Raw genomic sequence first — 13,641 nt, 5'->3', positions numbered from 1 at the left:
GGGGCGTGAACAACACCCGCGCAATCCTGCTGATGACCCTGTCGATGGCGGCCTTCGCCGGCGTCGACGCCACCATCAAGCTCGCCTCGCGCAGCGTCGGGCCCGGACAGATCACCGCCGTCACCTCGGCGGCGATCTTCCTGATCTTCTTCACCGTCCTGAAGCTGAAGGACGAGCGGTTCCTCGACCGTTCGGCCCTGGGTCGCGTCATGGTCATCCGCTCGGCGGGCGAGGTGATCGGCTCGGTCGGCATCATCATCGCCCTTGGCCTCGTGCCGCTCTCGACCGTCACCGTCATGGGGCAGGCGCTGCCGCTCGCCGTCACCGTCGGCGCGGCGCTGTTTCTGGGCGAAAGGGTCGGCTGGCGGCGCTGGCTCGCCGTTTCGGTCGGCATGGCGGGGGTTCTTCTCATCCTGCGCCCCGGATTCGCGGGCTTCGACGCGAACGTCCTCTGGGTCCTTCTCTACATCGTGGGTCTCGGCGCGCGCGACCTGGCCAGCCGGGTCCTGCCGCGCTCGGTCTCGACGCCCTTCGCCGTCGCCTGGTCGATGCTGGCGCTGACGATCGCGGGCCTCATGCTTCTGCCCTTCGAGGGCGGCTGGAAGCCCATGGACCTGCCGACGACGCTCTACCTCGCCGGAATGACCGCCTGCGCCTCGGTTGCCATCACTCTCATCACGGTCGCGATGCGCACGGGCGAGGTCTCGGCAGTAGCGCCGTTCCGCTACACGCGGATCGTCTTCGCGCTGTTCGTGGCCTATGCGCTGTTCGGAGAAGTGCCCGACGCCGCAACCTGGATCGGGTCGGCGATGATCGTGGGATCGGGGCTCTATGCATTCCTGCGCGAGCGCCGAAGCGCCGCGCGGAAGCATGTGAGTGATTGAGTGAGTGAGTTGTCCCGGGTTGGTCGAGTGAGTGCGTCCCGTGCCGCCGGTGAAGCGACAGGAGCCACCTAATCGGCCGATCATGCCGGGAATGGGGCCAAAATCCGACCTGTTGCAGACCAGGCGGAAACTCTCTGGTGACGGTGTGGGCATTGTGGACTTGGCGCGATGCGCCGGCCGCCCGCGGCATTCCTTGACCCTCGCCTGCGTTTCCCCTCGCACGAAACCCCTGTTATAGCGGGCTCACGAGTCGCCACGTCCCAAGGGGAAGCCCCACCATGAGCACCATCATCGACATCCACGCCCGCGAGATCCTCGACAGCCGCGGCAACCCCACGGTCGAGGTCGACGTGACGCTCGAGGACGGCACCATGGGCCGCGCCGCCGTGCCCTCGGGCGCCTCCACGGGCGCCCACGAGGCGGTCGAGAAGCGCGACGGCGACAAGTCCCGCTACATGGGCAAGGGAGTTCTCGAGGCGGTGATGGCGGTCAACGGCGAGATCGCCGACGCGCTCGTCGGTTTCGATGCGACCGAGCAGGAAGCCGTCGACGCCGCGATGATCGAACTCGACGGCACGCCGAACAAGGGTCGGCTTGGGGCAAACGCCATCCTGGGCGTCTCGCTCGCAACGGCCAAGGCCGCTGCCGACTACTGCGCGCAGCCGCTCTACCGCTATGTCGGCGGCACCTCGGCCCGCGTCCTGCCGGTGCCCATGATGAACATCATCAACGGCGGCGAACACGCGGACAACCCGATCGACATCCAGGAATTCATGATCATGCCGGTGAGCGCGGAGAACATTCGCGAGGCCGTGCGCATGGGTTCCGAGATCTTCCACACGCTGAAGAAGGAGCTGTCCTCGGCGGGCCTCTCGACCGGCATCGGCGACGAGGGCGGCTTTGCGCCCAACCTGTCGTCCACGCGCGATGCGCTCGACTTCATCCTGAGGGCGGTCGAGAAGGCGGGCTATACGCCCGGCGACGACATCATGCTGGCGCTCGACTGCGCCTCGACCGAGTACTACCGGGACGGCAAGTACGAGATGAAGGGTGAGGGCAAGTCCCTGACTTCGGACGAGAACGTCTCCTACCTCCAGGCGCTGGTCGCGGACTACCCGATCCTCTCGATCGAGGACGGCTGCGCCGAGGACGACTGGGACGGCTGGGCGACGCTGACGCATGTCCTCGGCGATCAGGTCCAGCTCGTGGGCGACGACCTCTTCGTCACCAATCCGGTGCGCCTGTCGCGCGGCATCGAGGAAGGCTGCGCCAATGCGCTTCTGGTCAAGGTCAACCAGATTGGCACCCTTTCCGAGACGCTCGCCGCCGTCGACATGGCGAACCGCGCGCGCTTCACCTCCGTGATGAGCCACCGCTCGGGCGAGACCGAGGACGCCACCATCGCCGACCTCGCCGTCGCCACCAACTGCGGCCAGATCAAGACCGGCTCGCTTGCCCGGTCCGACCGACTGGCGAAATACAACCAGCTCATCCGCATCGAGGAGGCGCTGGACGGAACGGCAATCTACGCGGGGCGCTCGATCCTCCGCTCGTGAACCGGGCGGACCGGTGAAATCAAGGCGCGACGCCGACATCCGCCGCATCCTGCGACGACGGTGGCGTCGCGTTGCGTTCGGCTGGGTTCGTGGTTTTCCGCCGCGTGTCAGACGAGCGCTGCCCATCACTCGTCGAGAGCACGCCTGCTCGGACGACCTCCGCCGGCGCTCCCTGATCCACGCTTGCACGGATGGCACGACGGCGCTAAGAGGCGTCCGGCGGGTGATTAGCTCAGTGGTAGAGCGCTTCGTTCACATCGAAGATGTCGGGGGTTCAAATCCCTCATCACCCACCAATAAAATCTTCGATTTCTTTGGATTTGAGACTCAGTTTGCGAAGGGCGCACTGGTTCACTGAACCTTCGTGTCCTCCCCTGGTGCGGAGAAGTCGAGTTATCTTGGGCGACCCGCGGTGGGCGCGCCCAGCCATGGCTTCAGGTCTTGAGCAAATGGGGGATGCACAGCCGAACCTGGCAGCCGAGGACGCCGCGCCTCAATAGTGGTACGTCCACGCCAGGCACCGACAGTGGAACGGCGCCTGAGAAGCGAACTTCCGCTGCCCAAAAAAGCAACAGCCCTTTTCAGCCTTGCGATGAACGCTCGTTCGGGAATCTGACCTCGAAGACCGCGCCCGGGTTGTTATTTGAGACGGACAAGGTCGCCCCATGCAAATCGGCAATCGCTTTTACCAGGGACAAACCGAGACCGTTTCCATAACTATTGCGGCTCTTTTCCCCGCGAAAGAACCTTCGAAAGATCCGTTCATGATCCGCCGGTTCAACACCAGGTCCCCCATCAGCGACACGAACGGAGACTTCTGTCGGAGTTGTATGTACGGAGATCTTGATGTCAATGCCAGCCGGGGAATGCTTGATCGCATTTTCCACAAGGTTTGACAGCAGTTGCGTGAGAAGGCCACGATCGCCGAGGACCACAGCTGCTTCACCGGGAGACTGCGCGTCCAACGTCATCCCCTCATCATCCGCTAAGGGTTCAAAAAACTCTGCAACGTTCTCAATAACACTTCTGATATCGAACCTTTCGAACCTCGCACGCCTGTCAGCACCCTCGATTTGCGCAATGCGCAAGAGTGCGTTGAATGTTCCTATTATCTCTTCGGTGTGCTCCAAGCTGGTAGTGACATCTTCATGCGAGACTTTCGGGCTGCTCTGCATCGCTTCCAGCCGCTGACGCAAATGCTGGAGTGGGGTTCGCATGTCGTGCGCAATGTCATTGGAAATCTGTTCCTGACTCTCCAGTAGTCGTTCGATTTTATCGAGCATCAAATTGATGGATGTGGAGACCCTGCCGAGATCATCCCGTTTGCCCGGCGGGGCTGGGATTCTCACGTCCAGTTTCCCGCCCGAGAAATCTGAGAGTGTTCTGGAAATGCCCGAGATGCGCTGTTCAGTCAGTCGCCCAACGCGTACCCCCACGATCAGCCCCAAGACCACGACAACCAGAGAACCCGCAAGCAGCGCATAGCCGAGGGCCTCAAGAATTTCTGCGAAGACATGATCGCTGGAACCCTGAACCAGTCGATACGGACCGATCTGGTCGCCGCGCATCCAGTACCCTACCAGCTCTTCATTGACGCCGCCGAGCAGATGGATGTCTTCCGCCAGAATTCTGTCAGGAAGTCGACCGTCCATCTTGGCGGGAATATTGCCGGAAATGATGGAGCCGTCTTCATCAAGAAGCTGGTAGATGTGCGCGTTCTCGAAGCTCGCTTTTGCCAATGTGTCCACACCGCTGATCAGCGCATCGATTCCTTCACTGCGGTAAATCGCTTCCAGTGTCATGGCCGCGCCCCTCATCTCAATGCGCACCCATTCACGAATCTCGTATTGCGTGTAAAAGTACGTCATGACAAAAACGATGGCGGACAGAGTTGCATAAACGAACGAATATTGAAGCGACAGTCGTACTGAAGTCCGGCTGGATGGGGTGTGCGGTTTCTCAGGCATGGACGATGTATCCCGCACCTCGGATCGTGTGGATCAGTGGTTTTTTGAAGGGCTTGTCGACCTTGTTTCGCAAACGACTTATATGGGTTTCGACGACATTGGTCTTTGGATCGAAGTGAAACCCCCACACTGCTTCCAGTAACATCGTGCGAGTAACAACCCTGTCAGCATTCTTCATCAAATACGCCAACAAGCGAAACTCACGCGGTTGCAGTGGGATAAGCTGATCTGAACGACGTGCACTGTGCTTGATAAGGTCAAGTACAAGGTCGTCCACCCGCAGCGATGTTTCTTCCGACTGTAGTGGCGGGCGGCGCGCCAATACGTTGAGGCGCGCAGACAATTCCGAAAATGCGAAGGGCTTCACGAGATAATCGTCCGCCCCAGCCTCCAGTCCATCAATCCGGTCGTTCAAGCCGTCAAGTGCGCTAAGAAACAGGATCGGCGTGGCAACCTTCGCACCGCGTACCGACCTGACCAGCGAAAGCCCGTCCAGACCGGGCAACATTCGGTCAACGACCATCACGTCAAATTCGGCGTCGAGGGCATCGAGAAACCCCTGTTTTCCGTCGGCTGCGTGGGTAGTGACATGACCAAGTGCGTTCAAACTGGAGCAAATATACTCGGCCGTCTCAGCATCATCTTCTACAACAAGCACCCGCATCCGTGTCCAAGCTCCAGTTAGGTCTCGGGCTAATAGCAAAATATCATTATGGACGCCAACTTAGAAACATTGCCAATCGGTATAGTCGCCGCCACGAGCGAGTCATCGAGACCCTGCTATCGATCTTCAAGAGGTAGCAAAACATGGCTGCAGGTGTACCAATCAGTCGGAAGGCGCCCGTGTCGCCGGTGCTGTGTCGGAATCCGTTGACCCCTGCTTCAGGTGCGTTCGACGGCACAACGATAGTTGCTGCGAGGCTGGTGGGCAAGGTGGCCGATATGCCTGACGAACGCTTCGTCCGTGCCTCCCACTGTGCTTGTCCGTCCCAACATTCCCTCAAACATGATCCAGGCCTTTTCCTATTTGGCCGCGCGAAATTATCCTGCACGGCCAGACCAAATGGGATCCGTTAGTCACTACCCAGAGAGCCCTCAATGTTCTTGTTGCGAACGTCCTTTGAGCTTGCCTTGTTCCTTTGCGGCACGACGGTAGTCCTCGGCGTCCTTCTTGTGTTGTTTCCGACCGTCGATATCGCTATCAGCATGCTATTCGGCGATACGAATGGATTTCCCTTGGCCGAGTCGCCGATACTTAGGAGTATTAGAAGGATCACATTCGTCTTGACGGACTGGGCCATGGGCGCCGTCCTCGTCATCTTAATCGCAAACTTGCTGTTCCGCAGAATTCAAATATCACACAAACGTATCCTGGCTTTTGCGCTCACGTCGTATTTGGTTGGCCCCGGCTTGATCGTTAACGGCTTGCTGAAGCGATACTCCGGTCGCGCGCGACCACGTCAGATCGATATTTTTGGTGGTGAGAAAGAGTTTTCACCTGCTTTGACCTTTGCAGATCAATGCGAAAGCAACTGCAGTTTCGCGTCTGGGGAGGCGAGTGCGCTAGCAACCGTTTCAACTATATTGATTTTGGTTGCGGTGCCGCGTCTACCGGAATCCAAACGCGTTGCTTCCAGTCTATGCATCTTGGCTGTTGCCGCTTTTGGGTCGGGTCTCCGGGTAGCATTCGGCGCGCACTTTTTTAGCGATATCGTCTTTGCCTGGCTTATTTCGATCATCGTCGTCATGGGACTGCATGTCATGTTCGGAATCGACCGATATAGCACAGGGTATCGTTCTGCTGACGCGCCTCCCAACCAGCCTTGATGAACGCCTCGTAGGTCGACAGCTTTGGAGCTTTTTGCTTGGTCATCCTACGCCCTACGGCGTCGATGAAGCGCCAGGGCAGACATCCGGCCAATGTCTGGACCAGTTCATCCTGCAGCGCGAAGAGAGCCTTCAGCTCCCGGTCGAATTTCTCGGAATAGACGGTGGCGCCTGTCGTCCTGTCCGAGAGTTGAACGGTGACCCGCACATGCGCAACATTCGCCCTGATCGTACCAGTGATCAGATAGTCTGCACGGACCTCGGACAGCGGGTTCTCCAGCCGAGATGCGCGCTCGCCAAGCTGCTGTGCGGTCTTGAGCGAAAGGACGACGACGTTGCTGTGGCGCGACAAGGCAACGATCAGGTCCTCTGTCAGCCCCGTCAGAGGAGAGGAGGTTCTATGAAAAGTGAATGGTGGGCGACCCAGGAATCGAACCTGGCGTGCGTCTCCGCGAGGGAGTTACAGTCCCCTGCCACACCTTGCGGCCTGTCGCCCACTGGCGCCGGTCGCCCGGCACGGAGGGACGGATAAACTTGGGGCTTCGGACGGTCAAGGCGGAAAACGCGGGCCGGATGGGCGGCGGGGCGAGGCTTGGCAAAGGCAGCCCGGACCGTTAGGCGGAAGGCGACCGCAAGGGGAGCCCGAGGCCCGTGAAGAAGCCCGTGAAGAAACCGAAATGGGTGATCGAGAAAGAGAAGGCGCGCCGCGAGGCAGGCCAGGCGACCGTGTGGCTTTTCGGGCTGCACGCGGTTCGCGACGCCCTTCTGAACCCCGCGCGCGAGAAGCTGCGGCTCGTGGTGACGAAGAACGCGCTCGACCGGCTGGGAGACGCGGTCGGGCAGGGCGGTATCGAGCCCGAGATCGTCGATCCCCGCAAGTTCGACGTGCCCATCGATCCGGCCTCGGTTCACCAGGGCGCGGCGCTCGAGGCCAAGCCGCTCGACTGGGGCAAGCTGCGCGACCTCGCGGGCAAGGACGAAGCCGCGGTCGTGCTGTGCCTCGACCGGGTGACGGACCCGCACAACGTGGGGGCCATCCTGCGCTCGGCCGAGGTCTTCGGCGCCCGCGCCGTCGTGGCCCCCGCGCGGCATTCGGCGCCCGAGACCGGCGCCCTGGCGAAAAGCGCGTCGGGCGCGCTCGAACGTCAGCCTTATCTCCGCGTCGGCAACCTGTCGGCGGCGCTGGACGAATTGCGCGAGGCGGGGTTCCGGCTCGTCGGTCTGGACGGCGAGGCCGAAGCCACTCTGGCGGAGGCGCTTGCCGACGCCGGCCACCGCGTCGCCCTCGTCCTCGGCGCCGAGGGGCCGGGGATGCGCGAGAAGACGCGGGAGACCTGCGACATCCTCGCCCGGATCCCCTATTCAGGCGATTTCGGCTCGCTCAACGTCTCGAACGCGGCGGCGGTGTCCCTATATGCAGCCATGAGCCGCAAGACCTGAGTGAATGCCCCAGACCGCCAAGATCGCCACCTGCTGCTATTGCGGCACCCGCGCCGCTCTCGTCCTTCGGGGCGAGGGGCGGCATGAGCTGGCGTGCTCGACCTGCGGGGCACCCCTGCACGAGTTGAAGATGCTGCGCGCGGACCCGGCCCGGCCGAAGCACAGGCCGCGGCCCGCACCCGTTCGCCACCATGCCGCGCCGCCGCCGCGCAAGCAGGGGCGCAGCCTCTCGCAACGCCTGATGCACAAGGTCTGGGACGCCGCCGAAGACCTGATCGACGAGATTTTCGACTGATCACGGTTTTGCGACCGGTCTTCCATGACCGACCGTCCGTTCCTATTTCGTTTGCATGGCCCGGGCTCGGAACGCCCGGTGTCCTATCACTGTCCCTCGTTCCGTAACTTGGCGCCCGTTTTTCAGAACGGGCGTCTTTTTGTATGCGCCGCAGGCCTATGATTCAGGGAAAATTGTTTCGGTCCAGCTTGTGTCGCAGGACGCCTGACCCGATTATCAGCGCCTGCGGGACGCCGTTCCGGGCGAGGGCGCGCGCAAGGGAATCCCGCCCGCCCCGGCCATTTGATCGCGCGCGCGTCCTGAGCTAGGTGGCGGGGTCCGCGAATTAGGGATTGCGCCATGTTCTTCGAGACCTTCGACACCGATCTGACGCCCGTGTTCGCCTCGGTGATCCTGGGGGGCCTTCTGGGCGTGGTCTTCGGCATCGCGGCGCAGATTTCACGTTTCTGTCTCAGGCGCGGCATGGTCGCGGGACCGGATCGCCGTCAGGCGCTCGGCACCTGGCTTACGGCGCTGATCGTGGCGCTTCTCGGCACGCAGCTTGCAGTCGCGGCGGGCTGGATCGACTTCTCGGACCACCGCCTGCACGTCGCGGACCTGCCCTTCGTCGCAGTGATCGTCGGCGGGCTGATCTTCGGTGCAGGCATGGTCCTGACGCGCGGATGCGTGTCGCGGCTGACCGTCCTGTCGGCCACCGGAAATCTGCGCGCCGTCACCGTCATCGTCCTCTTCGCCGTCGTGGCGCATTCGGCGCTCAAGGGGCTTCTGTCGCCCGTCCGCGTCGCCCTCGGCACCCCCACCATCGGGCTCGGCGACGCCGCGTCCCTGTCGGGACTTCCCGGCGGCGCTCCCGTCTGGACGGCGCTCCTGGCGCTGGGGCTCGCTGCCGTGGTCTGGCGGTCGGGCGCGCGGCCGCTTCACCTTGCGATGGCGGCGGTCATCGGCGCATTGATCCCGCTTGGCTGGATCGGCACCGGCTGGTTCCTACTGGACGAGTTCGACCCGATCCCGCTGATATCGCTTTCCTTCACGCAGCCCTGGGCGGACACGCTGTTCTGGACCATCGCCTCGACCTCGATCCCGGCGGGCTTCAGCACGGGCCTCGTCGGCGGCGTCCTCGTCGGCGCCTTCCTCTCGGCGGCGGCCCGGCGCGAACTGAGGCTCGAAAGCTTCGAGACGCCAGCGCAGACGCTGCGCTATGCGGGCGGGGCGAGCCTCATGGGCCTTGGCGGCGTTCTGGCCGGCGGCTGCACCGTGGGCGCAGGCCTCTCGGGTTCGGCGTCGCTTTCAGTCGCGGCGCTGATCGCGCTCGGCTCGATCATGGCCGGTGCCCGGCTGACCGACGCGCTTCTGACGCGCGGCCGCGCATCCGCGGGAGCGGTCCTCGCGGCTGAATAATCAGCGGGTGTCGCCGTTGTCGCGCTCGCGAATTCGGCGCGCGTGGTAGCGCTGGAAGTCTTCTTCCGACTGGTCGAGGAAGCGGTCCTCCCAGACCCACGTCAGTAGGTCCAGTGTGGTTCCGGCCGAGAAGGCGCCCGGCATCACGGCCGCCGCCTGCGCCACGGCGGGACGGTCGCCTTCCACCTCGGCCGGCATGACGATCATCGTCGGCGTGAAGAGAATACCCCACTTCCGCGTCGCATCCTTCTCGGTCAGCGTTTCGCCGTCGGTGTCCGTAACCTCGATATTGCCATGCAAGTTGATCTGCACGGGGAAGTAATTCTCTTCGAGCATAGCTTTGACGCGAGGGTCGCTGAAGGTTTGCTCGTGCATGTCCCTGCAGTAAAGGCAACCGCGCTGCTCGACGATGACAAGAAGCCGTTTGCCCTCGGACGCCGCCTCAGCAGCATCCTCCTGCAGGTCTTTGAACGTCTCGCGAAACCATGCGGGCTTGTGGAGCCCGTCATCGCCCATCGGCACCGTCTCGGCGAAAACGGGCAGGGCCACGGCAGCGACGAGGACAGCGAGTGCGGTGCGGATCATGACGGCTCCTCCCGTTTCATGTATTCAGGCTTACGAATATCACGGGTGTGACGTTCCGCCAAGCGGCGGTGCGTCACACCCCGCCCCAGATCTCCTCGGCGCAGCGCACCACCAGATCGAGCTTCCGGCGCTGGTCGTCCGGCGTGATGGCGTTGCCTTCCTCGGTCGAGGCGAAGCCGCATTGCGGCGCGATGCCCAACTGGTCGATGTCGCAATACTTCGAGGCCTCCTCGAATCGCGCCTTCAGCCAGTCCATGTCCTCGAGCTCGCCCGTCTTGGTGGTGATGAACCCCGGCAGGACGCGCTGCTTGCCTTTCGGCAGAAGGCCGAGCGGCTCCAGACCGCCCGCACGGTCGGTGTCGTACTCCATGAAGAACACATCCACCCCGGTCGAGAAGATCGCCTCGGCGGCGGCGTCGTACGCTCCCTCGGCGGCGTGGGTCGACCGGAAGTTGCCCCGGCACATGTGCATCCCGATCACCATGTCCTCGGGCCGGTCCTTGATCGCCTCGCGCATCATCCAGGAATAGCGCTCGATCAGCCAGTCCGGGTCCTGTCCGGCCTCGGCCTTTGCCGCGCGGTGCTTCGGGTCGCAGAGGTAGGCGAAGAAGATGTCGTCCATCTGAAGGTAACGGCACCCGGCATCGTAGAACGCATGGACCGCCTTGCGGTAGGTTGCCGCAAGGTCATCGAAAAGAGATTGCGGATCATCGAGGTAGGCGGCGACCTTGATGTCCTCGGGCGCGGTTCGGAAGTGGCAGCACGAGGGGCCGGGGATCGAGATCTTGGGCACGACCGTCGTGTGATCCTTCACGAACCGGAAGTGGTCCAGCATCGGATGGTCGGCAGGAAAATCGAGCTTCCCCGAGATGGTCGGAAAGATCGGCCGCAGCTTCACGCCCGCGAACTGGACGCCGCCCTCGGGGTCGCGCTCCTCGAGGTCGAGGCCGTCGAGCATCCCCATGAAATCATAGTGCCAGAACGAACGCCGCGCCTCGCCGTCGGTGACGGCCTTGAGGCCGACCTCCTCCTGCATCCGGATCAGCTCGGGGATGGCTTCGTCCTCGATGGCCTTGAGGTCCCAGGCGGTGATCTCGGCGGAGGCGTGGCGGCGGCGGGCGTCGGTGATCGCGGCGGGACGGAGAAGGCTGCCGACGTGGTCGGCGCGGAAGGGGGGCGTGGGCATCTTCTTTTTCTCCTCGTTCTGCGCGACCTTGCCTAGGGGAATGGGCCTCCGGCTTCAATACGGGTTTCGGGCACTCCGGTCCGCCGACAGCGAGGCGTGCCGCTCCTCGACCAGCGCTTCGATGGCGTCGGCAAGGTGGACACGGTCGATGTGGTGGTCGCCGCGTTCGACCCGGAGGCGGTGCGCGCGGATCATGACGTCGGCATGGCGGCAGCCCTCGGGCGGCGTGAAGCGATAGCAGGCGAGTTCGATCAGAAAGCCGAGCGGATCCTTGAAATAGATCGAATCCATGAACCCCCGGTCCTTCGGCCCGGTATAGCCGATGCCGCGCGCCTTCAGCCGCGTTTCGGCCTGGGCGAAGGTCGCCTCGGACACCGCAAAGGCCAGGTGGTGGACGCAGCCCGGATCGGTCGGCGTCCGGCGTCGGTCCGGAGTGCGGTCCTCGTTCGTGAAGATCGTGATCAGCCGCCCGTCGCCCGGATCGAAATAGAGGTGGTTCTCTCCGGGCGAGTCGAGGTTCGGCTGCTCGAAGATGAATGGCATCCCGAGCGTGCCCTCCCAGAAATCGATCGAGGTCTGCCGGTCGGCGCCGGTCAGCGTGATGTGATGCACGCCCTGCACCTGAAGCTTGCGAATGTCGGTCATCTTTGCCCCTCCCTGTTCCCCTGGGCGCACAATAGCACCCTGTCGCAGGCTTGCGAGCCCCCGGCACAATTCCGCGTGAGCGGGTCGACATCCGAAGGGCGGCGCGCTAGCACCTCAAGTGACAGGCGAACAACCAAAGACTCCGACCATGACCATGTATCGCGCGTTCCGCGGCGTCCTTCTGATCCTCACCGTTCTCTTCGTCGCAAGTTGCGGCGGCGTCGATCCGCAGAAAAGCGCCCCTGTGGGCGAGGCGCAGGTCGCCGAACTGCGCGCCGCGATCCTGGCTCTTGGGCCCGGCATCGACCTCGAAGAGGCCGACCGCGCCGCACGCGTCTCCTTCGCGCGCACGCGCGAACTGGCGATCCAGTACCAGATCACGGACAGCCCGCTCGTCCACAACACCAAGGTCAACATGGGCCTGCGTCCGCGCGGCCTCTGCTGGCACTGGGCCGAGGATATGGAGACGGCGCTGGTGGCGCAAAATTTCAAGACGCTCGAGATCCACCGCGCCATCGCCAGCGCCGACAACCCGTTCCGGATCGACCATTCGACGGCCATCATCAGCCGCCGGGGCGACGACTATCGCCAGGGTCTGGTGCTGGATCCGTGGCGCAAGGGCGGGATCCTGCACTTCGACACGGTCGTCGCCGACACGGACTACGACTGGGTCGCGCGTGACGTCGTGCTCGAGAGAAAAGCGCGGGCGAAGGAAACGCGGCGCCGCGCGAAACTCAGCTTCTGAACGCGCGGTCGCTTTTGCCGTAAAGCCGGCGGACGACGGCGACGCGGATCGCTTCGGCCGCCGTGCCGACCACCAAACCGATGAACGGGTCCACGACGACCGTGGCCAGCGCCGTCACCGCGATGACCGGGCGGCAGGACGGCTTGCAGTCGACGATGCGCTTCTGCGCCGCGAGGTCGACGGCGGCGATCATCAGGAGCGCGCCAAGCGCTGCCGCCGGGATGTGGGCGAGTAGGTCGGGCGCTCCGGGCACAAGCGCCACCGCCAGAAGCGCTGCGGCCAGCATCAGGGGCGCGGCCCCGGTGCGAGCGCCGAAGCGATGGTGCGCCGTGACGCCGCCCGCGCCGTGGCACATGGGCAGCGCGCCCAATGGCGCGAGGCAGAGGTTCGCGATCCCGCTCGTCAGCGCAAGCCGCTTCGGCGTGACGTCCCGCGCCGCCTCTCCCCAGCAGTCCTTGGCGACGAGCGCCGTCAGCAGGATGGCGTTCGTCAGCGTCAGCGAAAGCTGCGGGAGGACAAGCTGCTGGACCGTCGCCGCCAGCGCCGTCTCTTCCGGCGCGGCAAGCGCGATCCCCGGCAGGTCGAGCGCGAGGCCGAGCGGAAGGGCGGCGGCAAGGAACAGCAGCGCCGCCGGCAGCCCGGCCCACAGAAGCGCAGCGACGCAGGTAAGGCTCAGCAGGCCCGCAACGGGCGCTGTTCCCATCAGCCGGATCGCGAGAAGGCCGAGAGCGATCCCCAGTCCAAGCTGAAGCCCCGCCAGCACAGACTGCGGCACGAGGCGCGCCAGTCGCGCGGCCCATCCCGTGATCGCGAGAAGGATGAGGACACCCCCGATGATTGCACCCGCAAGCGCGACCGAGACCGGCGTAGCCGCTCCGACCAGCAGCAGGGCCGCGATGGCCTTCATCGGCTGCACCGGGACGGGCAGACGGTAGACGAGCGCGGTGGCGGCGTAGAAGACGGCGAAGCCCGCGAGGACCGGCTGCGCCGACAGTCCGCCGACCGCGATCGCGCCCAGCATCAGCGGCAGGAGCGTTCCCAGGTCGCCAAGCGCACCGCTGGCTTCCCGAAGGTCGAGGCGAAAGGCGGGCTGCACGGTTTTCGCGGTTCCTC

Annotated in this window: 14 protein-coding genes and 2 tRNA genes; 8 read left to right on the top strand and 8 right to left on the bottom strand. The window is 63.9% G+C overall.

The genetic code is table 11. The features are described 5' to 3' along the window. Positions 1-5: 5 nt before the first annotated feature. From EF888_RS13165 to EF888_RS13155, 3 genes are all read left to right on the top strand, one after another. On the top strand, positions 6-884 hold the full coding sequence (locus EF888_RS13165) for a DMT family transporter (RefSeq protein ID WP_109758157.1): 879 nt from the start codon (positions 6-8) through the stop codon (positions 882-884). 278 nt (positions 885-1,162) lie between these two features. Then, complete coding sequence (eno, locus tag EF888_RS13160) at positions 1,163-2,440, top strand: phosphopyruvate hydratase (RefSeq protein ID WP_109758158.1); 1,278 nt, start codon at positions 1,163-1,165, stop codon at positions 2,438-2,440. A gap of 221 nt (positions 2,441-2,661) precedes the next feature. Then, positions 2,662-2,736, top strand: a tRNA-Val gene (locus EF888_RS13155). Positions 2,737-3,021: 285 nt separating this feature from the next. On the opposite strand, the gene EF888_RS13150 is transcribed toward EF888_RS13155, so the two are convergent. Continuing rightward, complete coding sequence (locus EF888_RS13150; RefSeq protein WP_109758159.1) at positions 3,022-4,407, bottom strand: sensor histidine kinase; 1,386 nt, start codon at positions 4,405-4,407, stop codon at positions 3,022-3,024. Continuing rightward, entirely contained in the window at positions 4,400-5,071 is a 672-nt protein-coding gene (locus EF888_RS13145) for a response regulator transcription factor (protein ID WP_109758160.1), read from the bottom strand. Before EF888_RS13145 ends, EF888_RS13150 begins: the two co-directional genes overlap by 8 nt. Before the next feature lie 434 nt (positions 5,072-5,505). On the opposite strand from EF888_RS13145, the gene EF888_RS13140 reads away from it, so the two are divergent. Continuing rightward, positions 5,506-6,234, top strand: coding sequence for a phosphatase PAP2 family protein (locus EF888_RS13140; protein WP_109758161.1), 729 nt, complete (start codon positions 5,506-5,508; stop codon positions 6,232-6,234). Here EF888_RS13140 and EF888_RS13135 read toward each other — a convergent pair. Then, on the bottom strand, positions 6,167-6,586 hold the full coding sequence (locus EF888_RS13135; RefSeq protein WP_126918573.1) for a hypothetical protein: 420 nt from the start codon (positions 6,584-6,586) through the stop codon (positions 6,167-6,169). The genes EF888_RS13140 and EF888_RS13135 overlap by 68 nt on opposite strands. A 60-nt stretch (positions 6,587-6,646) precedes the next feature. Then, positions 6,647-6,730 (bottom strand) — tRNA-Tyr (locus EF888_RS21860). Between the two features lie 155 nt (positions 6,731-6,885). Between EF888_RS21860 and rlmB the strand changes: the two genes are divergently transcribed. The 3 genes from rlmB (at position 6,886) to EF888_RS13120 (ending at position 9,367) form a co-directional block, all read left to right on the top strand. Further along, the gene (gene rlmB, locus EF888_RS13130) at positions 6,886-7,674 is read left to right on the top strand and encodes a 23S rRNA (guanosine(2251)-2'-O)-methyltransferase RlmB (protein WP_109758162.1); all 789 of its coding nucleotides are present in this window, start codon (positions 6,886-6,888) and stop codon (positions 7,672-7,674) included. Positions 7,675-7,678: 4 nt separating this feature from the next. Next, positions 7,679-7,969: a hypothetical protein gene (locus EF888_RS13125; RefSeq protein WP_109758163.1), complete on the top strand. Its 291-nt coding sequence runs from the start codon at positions 7,679-7,681 to the stop codon at positions 7,967-7,969. Positions 7,970-8,308: 339 nt separating this feature from the next. After that, positions 8,309-9,367 (top strand): YeeE/YedE family protein, encoded by a 1,059-nt coding sequence (locus tag EF888_RS13120; RefSeq protein WP_109758164.1) that lies wholly within the window; start codon positions 8,309-8,311, stop codon positions 9,365-9,367. On the opposite strand, the gene EF888_RS13115 is transcribed toward EF888_RS13120, so the two are convergent. The 3 genes from EF888_RS13115 to EF888_RS13105 form a co-directional block, all read right to left on the bottom strand. Then, on the bottom strand, positions 9,368-9,952 hold the full coding sequence (locus tag EF888_RS13115) for a thioredoxin family protein (RefSeq protein ID WP_109758165.1): 585 nt from the start codon (positions 9,950-9,952) through the stop codon (positions 9,368-9,370). A 73-nt stretch (positions 9,953-10,025) separates the two neighbouring features. After that, the gene (locus EF888_RS13110; RefSeq protein WP_109758166.1) at positions 10,026-11,138 is read right to left on the bottom strand and encodes a 5-methyltetrahydropteroyltriglutamate--homocysteine S-methyltransferase; all 1,113 of its coding nucleotides are present in this window, start codon (positions 11,136-11,138) and stop codon (positions 10,026-10,028) included. Positions 11,139-11,192: 54 nt separating this feature from the next. Continuing rightward, entirely contained in the window at positions 11,193-11,774 is a 582-nt protein-coding gene (locus EF888_RS13105) for a VOC family protein (protein WP_109758527.1), read from the bottom strand. A gap of 157 nt (positions 11,775-11,931) precedes the next feature. Here EF888_RS13105 and EF888_RS13100 point away from each other — a divergent pair, with 157 nt between their 5' ends. Then, positions 11,932-12,528: a hypothetical protein gene (locus EF888_RS13100; RefSeq protein ID WP_109758167.1), complete on the top strand. Its 597-nt coding sequence runs from the start codon at positions 11,932-11,934 to the stop codon at positions 12,526-12,528. On the opposite strand, the gene EF888_RS13095 is transcribed toward EF888_RS13100, so the two are convergent. Continuing rightward, positions 12,518-13,624 (bottom strand): putative sulfate/molybdate transporter, encoded by a 1,107-nt coding sequence (locus tag EF888_RS13095; RefSeq protein WP_241239665.1) that lies wholly within the window; start codon positions 13,622-13,624, stop codon positions 12,518-12,520. The genes EF888_RS13100 and EF888_RS13095 overlap by 11 nt on opposite strands. Positions 13,625-13,641: the final 17 nt, after the last annotated feature.

The organism is Silicimonas algicola (assembly GCF_003970735.1).
In the GTDB taxonomy this organism is placed as follows: domain Bacteria; phylum Pseudomonadota; class Alphaproteobacteria; order Rhodobacterales; family Rhodobacteraceae; genus Silicimonas; species Silicimonas algicola.
The sequence above is the reverse complement of the archived record's forward strand: the minus strand, read 5'-3'. Positions and strand labels throughout refer to the sequence as shown.

Excerpts from the sequence above, each read along its gene's own strand:
- eno (WP_109758158.1), top strand. The coding sequence starts at position 1,163 with ATGAGCACCATCATCGACATCCACGCCCGCGAGATCCTCGACAGCCGC.
- EF888_RS13150 (WP_109758159.1), bottom strand. The coding sequence starts at position 4,407 with ATGCCTGAGAAACCGCACACCCCATCCAGCCGGACTTCAGTACGACTG.
- EF888_RS13145 (WP_109758160.1), bottom strand. The coding sequence starts at position 5,071 with ATGCGGGTGCTTGTTGTAGAAGATGATGCTGAGACGGCCGAGTATATT.
- EF888_RS13140 (WP_109758161.1), top strand. The coding sequence starts at position 5,506 with ATGTTCTTGTTGCGAACGTCCTTTGAGCTTGCCTTGTTCCTTTGCGGC.
- EF888_RS13125 (WP_109758163.1), top strand. The coding sequence starts at position 7,679 with ATGCCCCAGACCGCCAAGATCGCCACCTGCTGCTATTGCGGCACCCGC.
- EF888_RS13120 (WP_109758164.1), top strand. The coding sequence starts at position 8,309 with ATGTTCTTCGAGACCTTCGACACCGATCTGACGCCCGTGTTCGCCTCG.
- EF888_RS13115 (WP_109758165.1), bottom strand. The coding sequence starts at position 9,952 with ATGATCCGCACCGCACTCGCTGTCCTCGTCGCTGCCGTGGCCCTGCCC.
- EF888_RS13110 (WP_109758166.1), bottom strand. The coding sequence starts at position 11,138 with ATGCCCACGCCCCCCTTCCGCGCCGACCACGTCGGCAGCCTTCTCCGT.
- EF888_RS13100 (WP_109758167.1), top strand. The coding sequence starts at position 11,932 with ATGACCATGTATCGCGCGTTCCGCGGCGTCCTTCTGATCCTCACCGTT.